The following is an 18,108-nucleotide window of genomic DNA, read 5'->3' as shown; positions in this document are numbered from 1 at the left end:
ATATCTTTTTGTAATTATTTCTCTTCGATCTTCTCTTTCGCGGCCTGTAAAGCCAAATCGAATTTCGGATAAATATTCTCAACCCCGACAAGCTCACCGATTCCCCCCTTTAACAAATCCTTTTTCACCGGTTCACTCACCCCTGACAAAACGATATACGTACCCTCGTTCTTTAATTGAAGAATCGTCTCTTTTAGGTTCTTCAACCCGGTAGAATCCACGAAAGGCACATGACGCATACGAATAATCAAGACTTCGTAATTCACGCCCAAGTTACGAATTGTTTCACAATATGTCTTTGCCGACCCGAAGAAAAATGGCCCGCTAACCTCGTATATACCCAAACCTTTCGGCAGATTCTTGTAATTTTCAAGCACATCACTATCCATATTTGTGGCTCCGATAATCTCTTTCGGGGCGTTATCCGCCATACGTTTCATAAATAACAGGGCAGCCAACACAACCCCGATTTCAATCGCCACGGTCAGATCGACTAGCACGGTCAGGAAGAACGTCACCAGCAAAATCACCACATCGGACATCGATGCCCGCAGGATAGAACGGAATGACCGCCATTCACTCATGTTATAAGACACCACAATCAGGATTCCCGCCAGACATGACATCGGAATCAAGGACGCCCATTTCCCGAAGAACAACATGATCAGCAATAGCACCACGGCATGCGTGATACCGGCAATCGGAGTACGTCCCCCGTTCTTCACGTTGGTTGCCGTACGGGCAATGGCTCCCGTGGCAGGAATACCACCAAACAAAGGTGAGGCAATATTAGCAATCCCCTGGGCTATCAACTCTGTATTCGAACGATGATGCCCGCTGATCATACCATCGGCAACTACCGCCGACAGCAAGGACTCAATAGCTCCCAAAATGGCAATCGTCATAGCAGGCTGCAAGTAATGAGACAACTGTCCCCACTCGATTGACGGGAACACCGGGGTCAAATTACATTTAATCTCCCCGAACTCGGAACCGATCGTCGTCACCGCACCTTCCGGCAAAAGGAATACCACGATAGGCGTCACCACCAATATAGCCACGAACGAACCCGGCACCTTACTTGTAATCTTCGGCATATACACCGCAATCAACACGGTCACGATCGTGATTCCCACGGCATACCAGTTCACGGTATCTATTCCCCCGAAATAAGCACCCCATTTACCAATAAAACTCCCCGGCACGTCCGTCAGTGTCAGTCCCAGTGCATTCGATATTTGCGTGGAGAAAATCGTCAAGGCGATACCGGAAGTAAAACCGACAATCAACGGGTGAGGAATAAACTTCAGTAACGTCCCCAACCGCAGCATACCGAACCCGATCATGATCACCCCGGCAAATATCGTTGAAATAATCATCCCGTCCAGACCATAATCATTTACAATCCCGTAGACAATAACGATAAAAGCTCCCGTGGGGCCACCGATCTGTACCCGGCTACCACCAAAGAATGAAATGAGAAATCCGGCCACGATAGCCGTTATAATTCCCTTTTCAGGAGAAACACCCGAGGCCACGGCAAAAGCGATTGCCAACGGTAAGGCCACGATACCTACCACGATTCCGGCAAGAATATCTTTCGATAAATTCTTCTTTACCGAACCGTCTTTAATTAATCCGAATAATTTCGGACTAAACACCTTTTCCATACTATTATACCCTTAATTTTAAAACGCACAAAGGTATATATTAATTTCAAATTCAAGGCTCCGAAATTAATAGAAATTAATAATCCCGCCATTCACAAGATTATTTCCTGTAAATCACGAAATTATCTCCATGTCAAATATGAAATACCTGGCTAAAGAAATGTTTCAATTCCCCTTTGGACACAGCCCCGCATCCCACTTGCGGCTGGCCTTCCACCGGAACAAACATCAAGGTCGGGATGCTCCGCACGTTGAAGGCCTTTACCAACTCCTTCTCCATATCGCTATCCACCTTGTAAATATCAACTTTCCCCTCGTACTCCCGCTGCAACTCTTCCAGGATCGGGGCTATGGTCTTACATGGGACACACCAGTTCGTGTAGAAATCTATCACAACCGGACGCTCCCCCTCAAATCTGTACATCCTCTCATTCTGATAGTCAAACACTTTCCGCTTAAAACTATCCTTTGTCAAATGCTCGATCATAGTCATATTGTTACAAATTAATAAGTACATGAATCATACGCACTATTCCCACAACAAGTTACAAGTTCTTTCCCAACCCTGTTCCCCAATTGCATTCTTTATCGTATCTTTGGAAAATCATTATAAAACACGATAACACATGAAAATTCTTGGAAATATCATCTGGGTCCTGTTCGGCGGTTTCTTCATCGCACTAGAATACTTTGTATCCAGTATCGGCTTGTTTATCACGATCATCGGAATACCTTTCGGAATACAAACCCTAAAACTCGGAGTGCTGGCCCTCTGGCCTTTCGGCAGCCAAGTGGTAGACATCCCGCAAAGTAGCGGTTGTCTTTCCTTCCTCATGAATGTCATCTGGTTCTTCATAGGGGGAGTATGGATATTCCTGTCCCATCTCCTTTTCGGGGTAATCTTCTGCATCACCATCATCGGTATCCCCTTCGGTATGCAACATTTCAAACTAGCCCGCTTAGCCATCACCCCCTTCGGTCACGACGTTCTATAAAAAAGCGGGCCCCATCCCTAAGGCCCGCTCGTCTGATAAAAAGCTCTAAACAATTGTCCAAAGCCAAACTAAAAATTCAGTGATCTTATTAATTTTAAATTTTAGATTGTAAATTTTAAATTCCAGTTACTTCAATCCCTCCCTCAATCTAAAATCATCAAATCTAAAATTCCTAAATTCCCTTCAACGCCTTCAGCGTTTTCTCGGTTTCTGCATTTGAAGGACGAGTCATGTTCGCATTCACCACCTTACCCTCTTTGTCCAAAAGAATAAAACGAGGAATATACTTCACCCCGAAAGCATCCATGAATGCCCGGTCTCCGCCATTATGCAACTGAACTCCTTCTAATCCTTTCTCTTTCACCATTTTCTCCCATGCAGCTTTATCCTTGTCGCAAGAGATACTCACGAACACGATCTTCTTACCGTGCATTTTCTTCTCCAACTCCTTCAAATGAGGAAGTTCACCCGTGCAAGGTCCGCACCACGTAGCCCATATATCAATGTAAACATACTTACCCTTCAAATCACTCAAGGAAACTTCCTTACCGTTAATATCCAAATACTTAAACGTAGGAGCTTGATCTCCTTCTTTTAACTCTTTTTTCTCTTGTGCATTCACCGTAACAAATGACAACAAGATCAACATACAGGATAAATAATGCTTTAATCTCATAGCTTTTCTTTGTTTATTTTTTTATTGTAACACAAAGCTAAGGATTAAAACTCAGACCTATATCACGTAAAAAAGGTTTTAAGATAGATTTAATACAACCCCCTATTTTTTATCCACGATCACCCGGAAGTTATCGTCCAGACGCAGGACTCCGCTAAACGTACTACCGTCCTCATTTTTAAAGCCATTCAGCGATCCGGTTTTACCTTTCAACACCAAAGCCTCGACTTGCTTCTGTGTTAATTTTTTCCCAAAAAATTCCATAGGAATAATAAAGTCGCACGATTTCCTATACAGGCTACACCCCCAGGCCGCCCGTCCCTTGATAATCTCGCCGTTTCCGCATTTCGGACATTTCAACACGACGGGGTCCGCGGGAGCTTTTTCCTTTTTCGGGGCTTTCTCTTTCGTGGCCGTTTCTTTTTTCGCCTCTTCTGCCACCTCCACGGTGATCGCTTTCCGGGGCGAACACTTCACCACGTGTACCAGTTCGTTCACCATCACCTTCAACTCCTCCATAAAATCCGACACGTTATAAGTCCCCTCCTCGATCATCCGCAATTTCTTCTCCCATTGCCCGGTCAACTCGGCCGACTTCAACAGGTCATTCTGAATCGTATCAATCAGTTCAACACCCGTGGCTGTTGCCACCAACCGCTTTTTATCCTTCCGAATATACCCTCTTTTCAATAACGTCTCGATAATCCCCGCCCGGGTAGACGGACGTCCGATCCCATTCTCCTTCATCAGATCCCTGAGTTCCTCGTCTTCCACCTGTTTTCCGGCAGTCTCCATCGCCCGCAACAAATCCGCCTCCGTGTAATACTTCGGTGGCTGCGTTTCCTTCTCCTGCAATTCGGGTGTGTGCGGTCCCTTCTCCCCGACTTCATACACGGGCAACACGTTCTCATCACTCTGTTTGTTCGATGCCGCGGGAAATACTACCCGCCAAGCCGGGTCAATAATCTGTTTTCCGGTCGCCTTGAACTCGTTCACCCCGACCTGTGCCATAACCGTCGTGTTCGCGATCTCGCAATCCGGATAGAACACCGCGATAAACCGTCGGGTCACCAAATCATACACCCGCTTTTCATCCGGGGTCATATCATAGCTGAAAACTCCTGTCGGGATAATAGCATGGTGATCCGTGATTTTTTTGTCGTTGAACACCTTCGGAGACTTGCGTATTTTACTCCCGTTAATAATCGGGTCGATCAACGTGACGTATGGTTTCAGCCCCTTCAAAATCCCGGGGACTTTGGGATATATATCATTCGGTAAGAAATTCGTATCTACACGGGGATAAGTCGTCAACTTCTTCTCGTACAGCGACTGGATGATTTTCAAAGTCGTGTCCGCCGAGAAAGCAAACTTCCGGTTACACTCCACCTGCAACAACGTCAGGTCGAACAGTTTCGGCGGGTGTTCCATGGCCTTTTTACGCTCCACGCTCTTGATTTCCAACTCCAAAGGTAGAATCTCCTGCATGAATGCCTCTGCCTCCTCCTTTACCGTGAAACGTCCTTTCGTGTAAGAGAACCAACCTCCCCGGTAATCCGTCCGTACCTCCCAATAAGTTTCCGGTTTGAATTGCTCTATTGCTTTCTGCCGATCGACAATCAGAGCCAACGTCGGGGTCTGTACCCGCCCGATCGACAACACGTTCTTCCCGTTCCCGTAGCGCAACGTGTAAGCTCTCGTGGCATTCATCCCCAACAGCCAGTCCCCGATCGCCCGGGCTGACCCGGCAGCGTATAGCGTGTCAAAATCCTTCGACGACATCAACTTGGCAAACCCGTCCCGGATCGCCTCTTCCGTCAACGAAGAAATCCATAACCGCATCACCGGAGCCTTGCACTTTGCCTTCGTAAGCACCCAGCGCTGGATCAACTCCCCTTCCTGCCCCGCATCACCGCAATTAATCACCATCTCCGCCCGGTTGAACAACTCTTCTATAATGGCAAACTGCCGTTTGATCCCCTCATCATCAATCAACTTGATCCGGAACGAGGACGGAATCATCGGCAACATACTTAAATTCCACTGCCTCCACTTTTCCGTGTACTCGTGCGGTTCCTGTAACGAACAAAGATGCCCGAATGTCCACGTCACACAATAGTCATTCCCCTCGAAATAACCATTCCGACGTACTTTGGCTCCCAGAACCTCTGCTATCTCCTTCGCCACACTCGGCTTTTCCGCTATACAAACACGCATCGATTAATTTTAGATTTAAAAATTCTGAGATTTAATGATTTCCGATTAAGTGATTATTAATCACCGAATCATTGAATCGACAATCACATCATCCATTTGTTTTCAATCACTTAAAAGCTCAACTGAATCCTCCCCTGTATCATGCTAAACGTCTGTTTCCCGTCTATCGGTGCATGTTTATCCAAGCTCACCAAGCTATAACTCATTTTCGCTGCCACATACTTGTTGAAATAATAGATACCCCCGATCGAGAAATCATTCTGTTTCCCTCCCATAATTCCGGCATCCTTATCGTTCATGTTGGTGATATTATAGCGACACAGGATTTCTAAGCTCTTCGCCCCCGGAGCCGTGGCCATACCACTCGTTTTATTATAACCATAACGACCATTCAGTAAGGCATACCCCACTTGTGCATACCAACCGTCTCCGGTATAGTTCTCGACCGACGCTTTACGATTCACGTGAGCCATCAGGTATTCACTTTGGAAATACCACCTGTCAAGCACCATCACCACCTCGGCCCCGAACTTCCATTCATTAATTGCCTCGGTCACCTCTGCCTTCAAAAACTTCTCGGAAATCAAATTCGAGGGAGCCCCGGCCGAATAAGTCAATGTGTTCTCTTCTGCCTCTCCCTGCACGCCAAACCGAGAAGAAACTCCGACATGAATCACGTTTTTCTCCTTTGAATAAGGACGGAACAACACTCTCCCCGAAAACGCATACCCCTCATCCCCTTTCTCCGTGTTGTCAATATCTTTATCGCTGAACACACCTCCCGACACGTTCAACACGTCGCAATTATACGTGTAACTGATTCCCAGCCGTCGGCGATCCCCGAAAGCAATCCCGCTCACGGCTGCCCCGTTAAACTTCATATCCGACGTCCCGATCCGGTACTCCAAACTGAACGGTTCGAAATAATGTCCCACCCGGAACAAATTCTTCCCGTCATTATATTCGATATAAATATCTTTCATCGACACCTTACTCTTGGCAAACCCCATCTCGATCTTCCCGGTCCACCTTTCCAAGAAACGAATCACCGTCCCCATACGGACATCATATACCTCAACCGCATTTCCCAAGGACGTTTTATCACTAAAAAACACCCCTCCGTCAAATAACGCCCGACCAATCAAACGAGCCTCGAAATCTCCCTTCTCCGACTTCAACGTCAACTGCGCCGAAGCACTCATTCCACAAATCAATAGCATCAAAATCAATAGCGTATGCCTCATCATCAATAGTTTAAGGATTAATTTAATTGTATAGAATTAGAATACCCTGCAAAAATACAAAAAAATCAACAATTCACTATCTTCATTTTTTAGCCTCACGCAGTTTCTGAACATCCTGCTCCAGCTCTTTGATACTCTCCAAATGCTCCAACTGCTTTTGTGCCACCTTGTATTTATCATATTCGTCAGCAACTTTTTGCATCGCGAGTTTATGAGAAATCGACCCGGCATGTTCCAATATATTTTTATCATTCATGGTCAGCACCTGTTTTAACTTTTCAATCCAGTCCCGCATATACATCACTTTGTGTTGCATGGCCTGCGTCTCGGCGTATGCAAGGAATTGCTCCACGATTAATTTTAATAACCCGATTTCTTCTTCCGTCAAATAGTTTTTGCCAATTTCCACATCTGTTTTACTAACCTTGTTCGGCAAGGAGGTTGACGTCAACCCCATTTGCGGTAAAGACGCATTTGCCCGGTAGTAAACGAGTTCCGCCGCAGTCTTCCCGCTAACTGCCCAAAGAAGTTTATTTTGTACCTCCTTGTAAAAGGCAAGGGTCATTTCATCTGACGGGTCATAATCGACACTCGTGGCATAAATATCTTTAATCTGTTGATAAAATAAACGTTCCGATAAACGGATCTCTCGAATCCGATCCAGTAATTCCCGGAAATAATTCATGGACGACCCACTCTTGAAGCGCTCATCGTTTAAAGCAAACCCCTTAATGATATAATCCCGTAAACGCTGTGTTGCCCAAATACGAAACTGCGTACCTTGTAAAGACTTCACCCTGTAACCGACCGAAATGATAACATCCAGATTGTAATAATTGACCTCATGGCTCTGCGTTTTATCTTCAATCGCACCATGCTGAGTGGTTGTTCGGAATTTCCGAATAACCATATTTTCATTCGATACCATACACGAACTTAGAATCCTGTCTCAATATAAATAATTTAGATTTTAATTGTTTTTCTTAAAAATTATTACAATCTTTGAATGACTTTAAGAAGTGAACCATAAGGAAGGTGATTAATTAGAAACAAATTTATGGGAACATCACATTTTTCAAAAATAGCTACATCATATGTGATGTTTATTTTCAATCTCGTAACAATTGATTGTCGAAGTCCCCCTTTTCAAAATAAACGATAAAAAATAATGGTATAATTCTCTTCATTTGAATGACGAAGATATTGTAAACTAAATATATCCTAGGATGGTATAAAATTATTGTATACTTTACCTCAATTATGCCAAGGAATAAAACAAAAAACGTCCTAATACAAAATCTCATCAAATAATTTATTTGGATTGTAGATTATTTGGATTTAAATAATAATATGTATGAAAAAGGAATTGTTTATTATAATCCTTGGTGTATTTACACTTGTAGGATTTTATTCATGTAGTAATGATTCAATTACTAATGATTTACTAGAAAACAACTTGATAAATGAAAATAATGTTAAGTTGTCACGTGCAGCCGGTCAATTTCCAACTCTTTCTGATATTCAAAACAATGGAACAGTCCGCAATGCAATGTCAGCTCTTTGGACTAAAACTAAAAATGCCGCAAATTCAAGAGGTAGACAAGAGTTTGGTTTTTATATTTACTATAATAAAAATTCAGGGCTATATTCCATCGGAACGACTATTTCGGGCCCCTTTGTTAGTGGATGTGTCGGAACTCAAGGGAGCATCGTTCCAGGTCGAGCAGCCGATAATCTCACCGTGTGTGCATTTTTCCATACGCATACACCACTAACTTATTGTGGTAGTAGTAGTACCCGAATTGTGGGCCCATCTACCGCAGATCGTTCATGGGCATCAAGTAATAATTTACCTTGCTTGCTGTATGATTATTCTTCAAGCATTAAAGGTGGACACAATATCAATGCATCTGCCAAAGTGTACACATTCGGCCCCAATAGAAGACCAAATTAAAATTTTAATAAAAATACATTACAATGAGAAAAATACAATTATATTCAATAGTTACTGTTTTAAGCTTATTATTTAGTTTAAATATATTGGCACAAAACGTAAAATTGGATACTTTATCTAAAACCGCAAGAGAAAAGTATCTAGTTAATTTAGCTATCGAGGTAACAAAAACTCATGGATCAGGGTACTATAGACCTAATTCTAAAGCCATTATCTCAGAAGTAAAAAAATACACTACTGATGACACTAGGGTTGAAATAAGTAAAAATATTGGACGAGAATATTATGAGGTTTATTTTCCTTGTGATTTTACTAAAGAAAGGCTTGAATGGAATTTTACCTCAAAGGTGTGTATATGGAAAGACAATGGACAACCTTTTGAGGTCTTTTTTGGTAATGGGATGGGAGTTAATTTTTTCTTTAAATCTTACAAAAAAGCAACGAGATCAAATAAGGTAGAGCAAATACCTTATCAGCAAGCGAATGAAGTTATCAATATTTTTGACACAACAAAAATAGAGGATGAATTCAAATAAGTAGAAAAAAATAAAAATATAAAAGAGGCTGTCCCGTGAAGTTCAGCCTCATATTTTCATTCAATTCGCCTTCTTCAAAAATATTTTTAATATGTTCGCTAATAGTAGATTTAGCCTTTCCAAACAGAGACCCGATCTGCATCTGTGTCAGTCAAACTGTTTCTTCCGAGAATAACACGTCGACTTTTATCGAGCCATCCTGTGACTGGTATATAATAATTTCATTCTTTGGTTCCATAAGCACTTTATCATGGTTCTAAGCCCTTTTAAAAGTTTCATGCCAACGGCACGAACTTGATACTTCATGTAAAGATATTGATTATTCCTAAAAGCCACACGATCATCGACAAAATAATCTCTTTTCAATGATCTTGTCAACTATTTCCACCCCCATTCCATCAAAAGCCCTTGCGTGGCTGCATCCGAGTAAAAGAGAGAGAATGCCAGCGGGTTATGCTCGTACAACATCTGAAGTTCACGTTTCTCGATATACGGCAACCGATCCATATACTCCTTGTCTATATGTTCCCTGATAAATTGTTCCCGGTACAACTGGTAGTCCGAAGAAGAAGTATCTCCCTTGCTTCTGGCATCCTTATACCTTTCCAGATAAAAAGGTTTCGCATCCCACAAGTCCAATATATTAACTTTCTTCCCTTTAACCACCAACTCCGGATGCCCCGTGTGGAGCTTACATTTCCTTGTCAGGACATCGGCAGGAGTATCACAGACATAATCATACCAAGGAGCAAACCAACTACTGGAAACCGAGAGTTTGCATTCAACCACAATCGGAACATCAAAAGGAGTTTCAATCTCGATCTTACCGGAACCGAGATGTTCTGCTAACGTGTAAGAATCAGCATCAGTTTTATCCGTCCGGTACAAAGTAAACTCCCCGGACATTTTATCAATCGTTCCCCGCAATGGCACCACCTTTAGCTGGGCCGTAGCATCCAACTTTCTTATATTCCACTCCGGATCATCCCAAACCGTCTTTTTTATCTCCAACAACTCGACAGACACGTAGGTTGAAGGAGCGTTTTCCGCTATGTAATTATCCCAATATATAATAAGGGAATCAACCATCCCGTCAAGTTGGCGAGTAAGCTTATCCGGATCAAATCTCTCTTCCCATTCACGACTTAATTGCTCCTTCCAATCATGGTGATACACCAAATCATAAAACTCCATGAAATCCCCGTAAGTAAGCTTTTTCAACTTTTGTTTGTAAAGCGAATGATCATCCCATTTACGAACTTCGGGAAAAATAAATCGCTCGTAAACCCCAACAAAATCGGGGAACTTTTGTCCAACTTCTTCCGATTCTTCCGGAGTCAACGGCTCCGTCACCGATTTATCCAACGGCCCTCCACATGCCGATAAAACAAACGTCAAGATAAAACCATAAATAGTGTATCGTAATCTATTCCTCATAATATATCGTTTTAGAATTGTACACACACGGATGGTAAATCTCGGACAGCTGTATCCCCAGACAATCATCCCGCCCACACACAAAATTAATCTAAAACATCGAACAATAGCTATATTTACAACAATTTATTTATACATCAACAGCCGCCATTTACTTGTAGCTTTCTGAACCACCCGACTCGTTCTCTCATTTTTTATCTGTATCTTTGCCCCTCGAACAGAAACTATGGAATATGGAACAAGCAATTATCGATCAAACCATAAAAGCCTTGGAAAGAAACCATTTCGAAGTTTACTTCGCCAACAACCGGCAAGAGGCTAGAGACATTTTCTTTCAAGAAATTTTTGACAAGATAAAACCAACCACTATTTCATGGGGAGACTCCGAAACGATGAAAGCCACGGGAATCCTTTCCGAGATCGAGCAACGACCGGAATGTATTCTCATCCGGACTTTCCAAGACGGTTACAGCCGGGCTCAGAAAACATACTGGCGCCGCCAAGCCCTCCTCGCCGATTTATTCGTCACGGGTACTAATGCCCTCACCCGCCAAGGGCAACTTGTCAACGTGGACATGGTTGGCAACCGAGTTGCGGGCATCACCTTCGGGCCGGAACACGTCGTCCTGTTCATCGGCACCAACAAGATCACGGACAACATCGAGCAAGCCATGGAGCGTATTCGCACGACAGCCGCCCCACTCAACGCCATCCGTCACCCTCATTTGCATACCCCTTGCCAAACGACAAGGACCTGCATGAATTGTCAAAGTTCCGACCGCTTGTGCAACACGTGGACCATCACGGAAAAATCACTCCCCCAAAAACGGATCAAAATTATTCTTATCAACGAATCATTAGGCTTATAAATGCTGAAAAAAACAAATTCCCAAATCACGAATCATAATTAGTAAAGAACAATAAAATCACGAATCATAATTCGACTAAATCTCGTTTTTACCTAATTATATTTCGTAAAATCAAAAAAACATCTTACCTTTACGCATAGAAATTTGACCCAACGCCAAGGAGTATGGAAAAAACATTAATGCAACAAAATCCGCAATGGACAGGAAAATCCTTTAAAGAACTTGCGGATAGAACAATGATGAAAAATTTGCTCGACAAACAAACATTACCGCACATTCAGATACTTACCGGTGTGCGCAGATGTGGCAAATCCAGCCTCTTCAAACTACTGATGAATGACCTACTCGCCTCTGGCGTTAACGCCAAATCAATTTTGAATATCAACTTAGATGCCCCAGTCTTCATTCCTCTTTGGGATGATGTACAGCGACTACGCCGAGTAATAGAAACCGCAGAACAATTAACGGGAACCAAAGTTCAATACCTCTTTTTGGATGAAATCCAGCAAGTAAAAAACTGGGAAGTATTTGTAAAGACAATTTATGACACCCAGACATTCAACAAAATTTACATCACGGGATCGAACTCGAACCTTTTACAAAATCGTTTTTCTTCCATGCTATCGGGAAGATATTTCGCAAATGAGATCCGTCCATTTAGCGTTACCGAATGCCTCGCAACAATTGGGGTAAACTCGTCTTTCGATGGCTATCAAGCAATTCCTCAAGTTTTACGCCTTACCAGTGCCATGATAAAAAACGGTACATTTCCTGAAATCATTTTACGTAAGATGGAAGATCATACAAAAGCAGAATTGTTACGTAGCTATTTCGAATCTATCGTGCAGAAAGACTGTATCATTTATAATTCTATACGTGAACCCTATCTGTTTTACAAAAGTGTAAATTATCTTTTGCAAAACGTTGGTAATCGGTTTTCTCTCCAGCAACTAGGCAAATCGCTTGGTAGCAACGAAAATACAATGGGCAGCTATATTAATTATTTATGTAACAGTTATATATGTTCTGACATAAGAAATTTCTCGTTTTCGTTAAAAGAAACAAAACGTTCTGACCACAAGTGTTATTGTATCGACAATGGACTGATGCAAGCCAACACGTCCCGTTTTTCTCCGGATAGTGGTAAATTCTTCGAGAATCTCGTTTATAATGAATTGGTAAATAAAGGGTATCAAAATATTTCATTTGACAACGGAAAAGGAGAATGTGATTTCTTGGCACAAAAGGATGGGGATATCCATGCTTTCCAAGTCTGCTATGAATTAACCGACAATAATAAGACACGTGAATTTAGGGGATTTTCCGTGCCACAAATACCAGTAAGAACAAAGACTCTCATCACTTATAATCAGAAAGAACAAGTAGATGATATTCGTGTCATGCCACTCTGGGAATGGGCGCTAGAAAAATAACCTGAAAAACGTATAAATCTATTACCATGAAAGATTACGCATTTGAAATAGAGATGAAAGTACGGGACTACGAATGTGACCTGCAAGGTGTGGTCAATAATTCCAACTATCAACACTACATGGAACACGCCCGTCACGAATTCCTGGAAACCACCGGAACCAGCTTTTCCGCCCTGCACGACCAAGGCATCGACGTGATGGTCTCCCGCATCGACATTTCCTACAAACACTCCCTTCGCGGCAGCGACCGCTTTGTCGTCCAAGTCGCTTACCAGAGAGAAGGCATCAAGCTAGTGTTCTTCGAGGACATCTACAAGCTCCCCGAAAACATTCTATGCGCCAAAGGAAGAATCGAGGCCATTTGCCTGCAAAACGGTAAACTTACCCGTGGAGAACTATTCGAAACCATCTTCATCAACAAAGTTGAAAAGAAATAAAAATAAGAACACGAATTCCCCTCTCCGTCCAGCAAAAACAATGTAGGAATACCGTTAACATCGTACGCCTTACACACGGGAGATTTGAACCCCAGCAAATCACTCGCCCGCACCCATTTATACCCTTCCTCTTGAATACCTTTCAACCACACCTCTTTTTCTGCGCTTTTGCAGATGGTCAAAAGGCATTTAATTACCGCTTGAACAGTAATTAAATGCCTTTGCTTTGATGGGGTGAAAAAACAGTGAAAATTGTACGTTTCGTTTTAGAAAGTTGTACGTTTCGCTTTCACTATTATATACAAAAGGACTTTTTATTCAAACAATTGGTTTACCTGGCTTTGCAATTCCTCCGGCGAGAAGTCGCGGGCGATGATGGTCCCTTGCCGATCAATCAGGAAATGCTGGCAGATGTGGTCGATGGCCCAATCGCGGACGATGGGGCTGCTCCAATATTTGTAGTCGGAAATCAGGTTCCATTCGATGCCGTTGTTGGCGATGGTTTTCAGCATGTAGTCCTTGTTTTTTTCGAGCAGGATGTCTACGATTTCCAAGCCTTTCTCACGATACTTCCCGTACAATTCCTTCTTTGTGGGAAGGTAGCTCCTGTAGTCTGCCAGTCCGCAACTGCCGATGGTCAGGATCAGGTATTTTCCTTTATAGTCATCAAGTGATACAGGGGTGTCGAATATGTCCGGGAAGGAGAACGACGGGAACGGCTGGTCCGGCTGCATGCGTTGGTCTTTGGCATATACTTCCTTGAAGTTTTTCCAGTATGAGCCCCGGAAAGCGGTGGTGTCCAGGCATGCCAGCAAACCGTTGAGACGGTCGAAGCGGTATTTGTCCATGATTCGTTTGTTATACACGTGGTTGAAACTCACGTGGCTCCGGGGGTATTTCCGAGCAAATGCCATGAACACGGTATCAGCCTTCCACTTCAATTGTTCGAGTTCTTGCTCCAGTCGTTCGGCTTCTTCTGTTTTGCCATTTATATCTGCTTCCGTGGATTTTTTCAACACGGCTTGCTGTTCCATCCACACCGAAGCCATGTGTGCCCGGTAGGTCTGGTATTCATCTTCGGTCTGGGAGCCGGTAACTTCTCCTTTCCCGTTTTGATCGCAGGAGATGCGGATGGGGGAGTTTTCCGCCCAGAACATGCAACCCCATTGATTGTCGGCACTCCTGACCTTGATGTAATTCGGCTCGTCAAGAGTACCGCCCCAGTATTCGAAATGCCCGTTGATGGTTTCTACGCTGTCTGCCGTCCTGCCGTGCTCGATGTAGATGCGGGTATTGCCCAGACCTTCCACGTCGCCGGTGAGGGTAAATTGTTTTTCGGGTGTCGTTGCGCAGGAGGTGAGCAGACAGGCCGCCCCGCAGGCAATAAGTAATTTTTTCTTCATATCTGAATGCCTTTGTTATTTGTTGAGGAATTTCTTCACGTTCTCTTCGATGGCAGCGCCACGCATACCTTTTGCGATGATACGCCCTTGTGCGTCAATGAGGAAGATGGCGGGGATGCCTTGCAGGCCGTACCATTTATACAGGTACCCTTCGTCGGTGCTTTTCAAATCGGACACCTGCGTCCAGGGAGTATCATCCTCGGCGATGGCTTTCACCCATTGGTCACGGTTGGTGTCGAACGATACGCTGATGACGTCCACGCCTTTCGCCTTGTAGGTATCGAACACTTTCCGGACGTTGGGGCTTTCCTTACGGCACCAGACGCACCACGATGCCCAAAAGTCGAGGATGACGCATTTTTTGCCTTTCAGGAAACTATAGAAGTTCACCTCCTTGCCGTTAGGCGTGGGGAGAGTAAAATCGGGTACCCGGTCGCCGACGTTCATTTCGCGTATGCTATAACAGAAACTTTGCACCCGAAGACCTTCCTCCGTTTTTTTCAAGGCAGCGGACATGGCTGCCAACGCCTTTTCGATGCAGTCTTTCAATCCCACCACGTAAGCGAACGTGGCGTATTTGTCCACCACGTAGAGTGCACTAGCGTCTGCCCGGGCGATGACCGCCCGCATATCGGCCACGAATGTCTTGTCATTGCGCAAGGCACTCGGAGTGCTTGCGGCATAACGGGCTTCAAGTGACTGTACCGCTTTATCCTGCCGTGCTTTGTCCGCCACGTTCTGCGCAGAGAGGCCCACGGAACAGCCCAATAGTATCATGAATATCAATTTTTTCATATCCGTTTTTATTGTAAATTTGCCTTTGCTTTTTTCCAAAATTCCACTTTATCCTCCTCTTTCCCGTTCATTTCATGGATGCGAATATTTTGGTCGCACGTGCGAAGGACTTCCTCCTGCATCTGTTTGCCGTAACGATACTTCAATTTGCAACCGAGCAGGAGTGTTTCGTCGTTTCCTTTCCGGCTGTAATTGTTATAGACGGTTGCGGCATCCAGGCCGATTTTGCAGTAGGCGGAATAAAGCTCTTCATTGCGTTCCACGATTTCGGCGATCTCCAGCAAGGTGTCATAATCTTTCGATTCTTTGGCTTCCTCCACCATTTGGGCGAGTAAAGTTCCGCCTTGATAGGAAGAGATATGCAGCAGCGCCTCCAGTTTCATCAGGCGGATTTCCGCCGTTTCGTCCAACCCGCAGAGCACGTAGAGGGCCCGCAGGTATTGCTTTTCCTCCATACAGCGACGTGCCATGCCGAAGTCGAGGGTCAACCCCTGTTCCGGTACGATTTTCAACACCCACACCGCCAACGCGGCATTGTCTGCCGTGCCGGGCGACCAAGCATCCCAGCGTCCACGGATGATGCCTTTATCGTCGATAAGCATCATCGTGGGGTGACCGGCCTGCACGGTGGTGCTGAATTCGTCCACGCCTTTGTTGTCATCGGTGGTGGGGTAGCCGAAGGCTTTCTGTTTCCACCATTCCTTAGCTTTATAGCCTTTGTCCACCATGTTTTCTTTGTAGTTCACGCCGATGATTTGCACGTCCCGATAGTCGTTGCTGTGCTTCACCATCAGCGAATCCAGGTCCACACACAAGGCCCGGCAACCGCCGCACCAAGTGGACCAGAAATTCATGACGACAAATTTACCTTTCATCATCTTGCTGTTCAGCTCTTTGCTGAAGGTATAGCGGGGAGCGGGCGTACCCAGTTGGTTCACCACTTCCGGTCGGCCGTCGGCTGCTTCTTTACGGTAGCCATGGTTCCAGTTGGAGCCGTATTGATCAAGAAACTTATAGAGGCGTTCGTAGTCCTGGGCATACAATTCGGTTCCTCCGACCCATCCGATGAGGACAAGTAATAATAATCTTTTCATCTGTCGATCGTTTTATTTGCAATATTCCGCCACTTTTTTCCGCATATCATCGCCCCGCAAACCGGTGGCGATGATTTTGCCATTGCCGTCCAGCAAGAAGAGAGCGGGAATGCCGTTAATGTCATACTGTTTGCATATCGGCGATTTGAAGCCCAGCAGATCACTGACCTGCGCCCACTCGTAGCCTTCCTCCTCGATGGCTTTCTGCCACTTGGCCTTGTCAGTGTCGAGGGAGATACCCAATACATCGAATCCTTTGTCTTTGAAATCGGCGTAGATGGCTTTCACGTTCTCGCCTTCCTTCCGGCAGGGGGCGCACCACGATGCCCAGAAGTCAAGAAGTACGATTTTTTTGCCTTTGACGTATTCTTTCAGGCTGACCACCTTACCTTCTGGCATACTGAGGGTGAAGTCCTTCGCCTCGTAGCCCACGGAAACGTTCAGGTATTTCTGTATCTGTTCACCCAGGTCTTTGCCGGGGATGGAAGCTTTCACCGCTTCGGGCATACGATCGTAGCAGGCTTTCACCTCGGAAATGATACCGGCATGGGAAGCGACGGAGACATATTTGGAGAGCACGTATGCCGCCGCCATATCCGCACGCCCGCAGGCCTCTTTCAGCTTGGCAATAAATTCGGGCGAATCCATGGGATTTTTGCTATTGTCGGTGTTTTTGAAAATCATGTCGTTCACCTCCTGAACCTCGAGGTGAGTGGGGTTGCCCGCCACTTCAGCTTCCATAAAGGTGTTATTGAAACTTTTATAAGTGCCTGCACCGATTTTCACGTAGGAGGGGCAATTGTCCAGGTAGAGCAGCATATTGGCATATTGTGGATCATCCGCCCGCATAAGGCTGCATTCGCGGGGTTTTATGCCTTTCAGGGCAAAGCGGAATTTGCCGCCTTTCACGAAAGCCGAATCGCTCGGCGTGCGTTCGCCGGCATAGAGGTAGAGTTTTTCGCCTTCTTTCAGTGTGACGCCTTCGCCGCTCAGCGACATGTTTGTTTGTGCCCTCAGGTTCATGGCCGTCAGGGCAAGGAATAGGATGAATATTGTTCTTTTCATATTGGTTTTATGGTGTTATAAAGATGATTATCGTTTTTTGAAAGTAACGGGGATATTGACCTTGATGACGTGCTCCTCGGGAGGCAGGCACATCTGGTCGTCGCACACCTGATAGCTGATGACGATCTCTACCGGAATTTCCGTCCGCCCGGGTTCAAAAAACATGAAACTTCGGCTGAACTTGTTTTCGCCCGTATAGAGCGTCGTGGAAAATATAAAGTCACTTGACCCACTATTATACTCTAAATTGACCCATCAAAAAAATATTAGAATTAAGTAGAGA

The 18,108-nt window shown here is 44.6% G+C and carries 17 protein-coding genes; 6 read left to right on the top strand and 11 right to left on the bottom strand.

Annotated elements, in window-relative coordinates:
- Positions 1 to 14: 14 nt before the first annotated feature.
- Complete coding sequence (locus I2I33_RS18330; protein ID WP_087422632.1) at positions 15 to 1,670, bottom strand: SulP family inorganic anion transporter; 1,656 nt, start codon at positions 1,668 to 1,670, stop codon at positions 15 to 17.
- A 133-nt stretch (positions 1,671 to 1,803) separates the two neighbouring features.
- Positions 1,804 to 2,163, bottom strand: coding sequence for a thioredoxin family protein (locus tag I2I33_RS18325; protein ID WP_229128374.1), 360 nt, complete (start codon positions 2,161 to 2,163; stop codon positions 1,804 to 1,806).
- Between the two features lie 133 nt (positions 2,164 to 2,296).
- Here I2I33_RS18325 and I2I33_RS18320 point away from each other — a divergent pair, with 133 nt between their 5' ends.
- Positions 2,297 to 2,665, top strand: coding sequence for a YccF domain-containing protein (locus I2I33_RS18320; RefSeq protein WP_087422634.1), 369 nt, complete (start codon positions 2,297 to 2,299; stop codon positions 2,663 to 2,665).
- A 172-nt stretch (positions 2,666 to 2,837) separates the two neighbouring features.
- Here I2I33_RS18320 and I2I33_RS18315 read toward each other — a convergent pair whose 3' ends face one another.
- From I2I33_RS18315 to I2I33_RS18300, 4 genes are all read right to left on the bottom strand, one after another.
- Positions 2,838 to 3,341, bottom strand: coding sequence for a TlpA family protein disulfide reductase (locus I2I33_RS18315; RefSeq protein ID WP_087422635.1), 504 nt, complete (start codon positions 3,339 to 3,341; stop codon positions 2,838 to 2,840).
- A gap of 102 nt (positions 3,342 to 3,443) precedes the next feature.
- Positions 3,444 to 5,558: a type IA DNA topoisomerase gene (locus I2I33_RS18310; protein WP_087422636.1), complete on the bottom strand. Its 2,115-nt coding sequence runs from the start codon at positions 5,556 to 5,558 to the stop codon at positions 3,444 to 3,446.
- 110 nt (positions 5,559 to 5,668) lie between these two features.
- On the bottom strand, positions 5,669 to 6,802 hold the full coding sequence (locus I2I33_RS18305) for an OprO/OprP family phosphate-selective porin (protein ID WP_162613878.1): 1,134 nt from the start codon (positions 6,800 to 6,802) through the stop codon (positions 5,669 to 5,671).
- Between the two features lie 82 nt (positions 6,803 to 6,884).
- Positions 6,885 to 7,730, bottom strand: coding sequence for a virulence RhuM family protein (locus I2I33_RS18300; RefSeq protein WP_229128373.1), 846 nt, complete (start codon positions 7,728 to 7,730; stop codon positions 6,885 to 6,887).
- A 426-nt stretch (positions 7,731 to 8,156) separates the two neighbouring features.
- Between I2I33_RS18300 and I2I33_RS18295 the strand changes: the two genes are divergently transcribed.
- Together I2I33_RS18295 and I2I33_RS18290 are read left to right on the top strand one after the other, a co-directional pair.
- Entirely contained in the window at positions 8,157 to 8,756 is a 600-nt protein-coding gene (locus I2I33_RS18295; RefSeq protein ID WP_140402629.1) for a hypothetical protein, read from the top strand.
- A gap of 23 nt (positions 8,757 to 8,779) precedes the next feature.
- Complete coding sequence (locus I2I33_RS18290; RefSeq protein ID WP_087422641.1) at positions 8,780 to 9,292, top strand: hypothetical protein; 513 nt, start codon at positions 8,780 to 8,782, stop codon at positions 9,290 to 9,292.
- Positions 9,293 to 9,670: 378 nt separating this feature from the next.
- On the opposite strand, the gene I2I33_RS18285 is transcribed toward I2I33_RS18290, so the two are convergent.
- Positions 9,671 to 10,729: a hypothetical protein gene (locus tag I2I33_RS18285; protein ID WP_087422642.1), complete on the bottom strand. Its 1,059-nt coding sequence runs from the start codon at positions 10,727 to 10,729 to the stop codon at positions 9,671 to 9,673.
- Positions 10,730 to 10,962: 233 nt separating this feature from the next.
- Here I2I33_RS18285 and I2I33_RS18280 point away from each other — a divergent pair, with 233 nt between their 5' ends.
- The 3 genes from I2I33_RS18280 (at position 10,963) to I2I33_RS18270 (ending at position 13,468) form a co-directional block, all read left to right on the top strand.
- Positions 10,963 to 11,598: a lactate utilization protein gene (locus I2I33_RS18280; protein ID WP_087422643.1), complete on the top strand. Its 636-nt coding sequence runs from the start codon at positions 10,963 to 10,965 to the stop codon at positions 11,596 to 11,598.
- A 164-nt stretch (positions 11,599 to 11,762) separates the two neighbouring features.
- The gene (locus I2I33_RS18275; RefSeq protein ID WP_195666871.1) at positions 11,763 to 13,031 is read left to right on the top strand and encodes an ATP-binding protein; all 1,269 of its coding nucleotides are present in this window, start codon (positions 11,763 to 11,765) and stop codon (positions 13,029 to 13,031) included.
- A 26-nt stretch (positions 13,032 to 13,057) separates the two neighbouring features.
- Positions 13,058 to 13,468: an acyl-CoA thioesterase gene (locus I2I33_RS18270; RefSeq protein ID WP_195666870.1), complete on the top strand. Its 411-nt coding sequence runs from the start codon at positions 13,058 to 13,060 to the stop codon at positions 13,466 to 13,468.
- A gap of 314 nt (positions 13,469 to 13,782) precedes the next feature.
- On the opposite strand, the gene I2I33_RS18265 is transcribed toward I2I33_RS18270, so the two are convergent.
- The 4 genes from I2I33_RS18265 to I2I33_RS18250 are packed head-to-tail and all read right to left on the bottom strand — an operon-like array spanning position 13,783 to position 17,825.
- Entirely contained in the window at positions 13,783 to 14,871 is a 1,089-nt protein-coding gene (locus tag I2I33_RS18265) for a TlpA disulfide reductase family protein (protein ID WP_195666869.1), read from the bottom strand.
- A gap of 15 nt (positions 14,872 to 14,886) precedes the next feature.
- Positions 14,887 to 15,666 carry a TlpA family protein disulfide reductase gene (locus I2I33_RS18260; RefSeq protein ID WP_195666868.1) on the bottom strand — a complete coding sequence of 260 codons (780 nt, stop codon included), beginning with the start codon at positions 15,664 to 15,666 and terminating at the stop codon, positions 14,887 to 14,889.
- A gap of 8 nt (positions 15,667 to 15,674) precedes the next feature.
- On the bottom strand, positions 15,675 to 16,760 hold the full coding sequence (locus I2I33_RS18255) for a TlpA family protein disulfide reductase (RefSeq protein WP_195666867.1): 1,086 nt from the start codon (positions 16,758 to 16,760) through the stop codon (positions 15,675 to 15,677).
- Positions 16,761 to 16,772: 12 nt separating this feature from the next.
- Entirely contained in the window at positions 16,773 to 17,825 is a 1,053-nt protein-coding gene (locus tag I2I33_RS18250; RefSeq protein ID WP_195666866.1) for a TlpA disulfide reductase family protein, read from the bottom strand.
- Positions 17,826 to 18,108: the final 283 nt, after the last annotated feature.

Source organism: Butyricimonas sp. BSD2780061689_150309_C8 (assembly GCF_015560935.1).
In the GTDB taxonomy this organism is placed as follows: domain Bacteria; phylum Bacteroidota; class Bacteroidia; order Bacteroidales; family Marinifilaceae; genus Butyricimonas; species Butyricimonas paravirosa.
This window is presented reverse-complemented; position numbering and strand designations above follow the sequence as displayed.

What these genes read in the sequence shown, in the direction of transcription:
- I2I33_RS18330 (WP_087422632.1), bottom strand. Translation starts at nt 1,670, where the DNA reads ATGGAAAAGGTGTTTAGTCCGAAATTATTCGGATTAATTAAAGACGGT.
- I2I33_RS18325 (WP_229128374.1), bottom strand. Translation starts at nt 2,163, where the DNA reads ATGACTATGATCGAGCATTTGACAAAGGATAGTTTTAAGCGGAAAGTG.
- I2I33_RS18320 (WP_087422634.1), top strand. Translation starts at nt 2,297, where the DNA reads ATGAAAATTCTTGGAAATATCATCTGGGTCCTGTTCGGCGGTTTCTTC.
- I2I33_RS18315 (WP_087422635.1), bottom strand. Translation starts at nt 3,341, where the DNA reads ATGAGATTAAAGCATTATTTATCCTGTATGTTGATCTTGTTGTCATTT.
- I2I33_RS18310 (WP_087422636.1), bottom strand. Translation starts at nt 5,558, where the DNA reads ATGCGTGTTTGTATAGCGGAAAAGCCGAGTGTGGCGAAGGAGATAGCA.
- I2I33_RS18305 (WP_162613878.1), bottom strand. Translation starts at nt 6,802, where the DNA reads ATGAGGCATACGCTATTGATTTTGATGCTATTGATTTGTGGAATGAGT.
- I2I33_RS18300 (WP_229128373.1), bottom strand. Translation starts at nt 7,730, where the DNA reads ATGGTATCGAATGAAAATATGGTTATTCGGAAATTCCGAACAACCACT.
- I2I33_RS18295 (WP_140402629.1), top strand. Translation starts at nt 8,157, where the DNA reads ATGAAAAAGGAATTGTTTATTATAATCCTTGGTGTATTTACACTTGTA.
- I2I33_RS18290 (WP_087422641.1), top strand. Translation starts at nt 8,780, where the DNA reads ATGAGAAAAATACAATTATATTCAATAGTTACTGTTTTAAGCTTATTA.
- I2I33_RS18285 (WP_087422642.1), bottom strand. Translation starts at nt 10,729, where the DNA reads ATGAGGAATAGATTACGATACACTATTTATGGTTTTATCTTGACGTTT.
- I2I33_RS18280 (WP_087422643.1), top strand. Translation starts at nt 10,963, where the DNA reads ATGGAACAAGCAATTATCGATCAAACCATAAAAGCCTTGGAAAGAAAC.
- I2I33_RS18275 (WP_195666871.1), top strand. Translation starts at nt 11,763, where the DNA reads ATGGAAAAAACATTAATGCAACAAAATCCGCAATGGACAGGAAAATCC.
- I2I33_RS18270 (WP_195666870.1), top strand. Translation starts at nt 13,058, where the DNA reads ATGAAAGATTACGCATTTGAAATAGAGATGAAAGTACGGGACTACGAA.
- I2I33_RS18265 (WP_195666869.1), bottom strand. Translation starts at nt 14,871, where the DNA reads ATGAAGAAAAAATTACTTATTGCCTGCGGGGCGGCCTGTCTGCTCACC.
- I2I33_RS18260 (WP_195666868.1), bottom strand. Translation starts at nt 15,666, where the DNA reads ATGAAAAAATTGATATTCATGATACTATTGGGCTGTTCCGTGGGCCTC.
- I2I33_RS18255 (WP_195666867.1), bottom strand. Translation starts at nt 16,760, where the DNA reads ATGAAAAGATTATTATTACTTGTCCTCATCGGATGGGTCGGAGGAACC.
- I2I33_RS18250 (WP_195666866.1), bottom strand. Translation starts at nt 17,825, where the DNA reads ATGAAAAGAACAATATTCATCCTATTCCTTGCCCTGACGGCCATGAAC.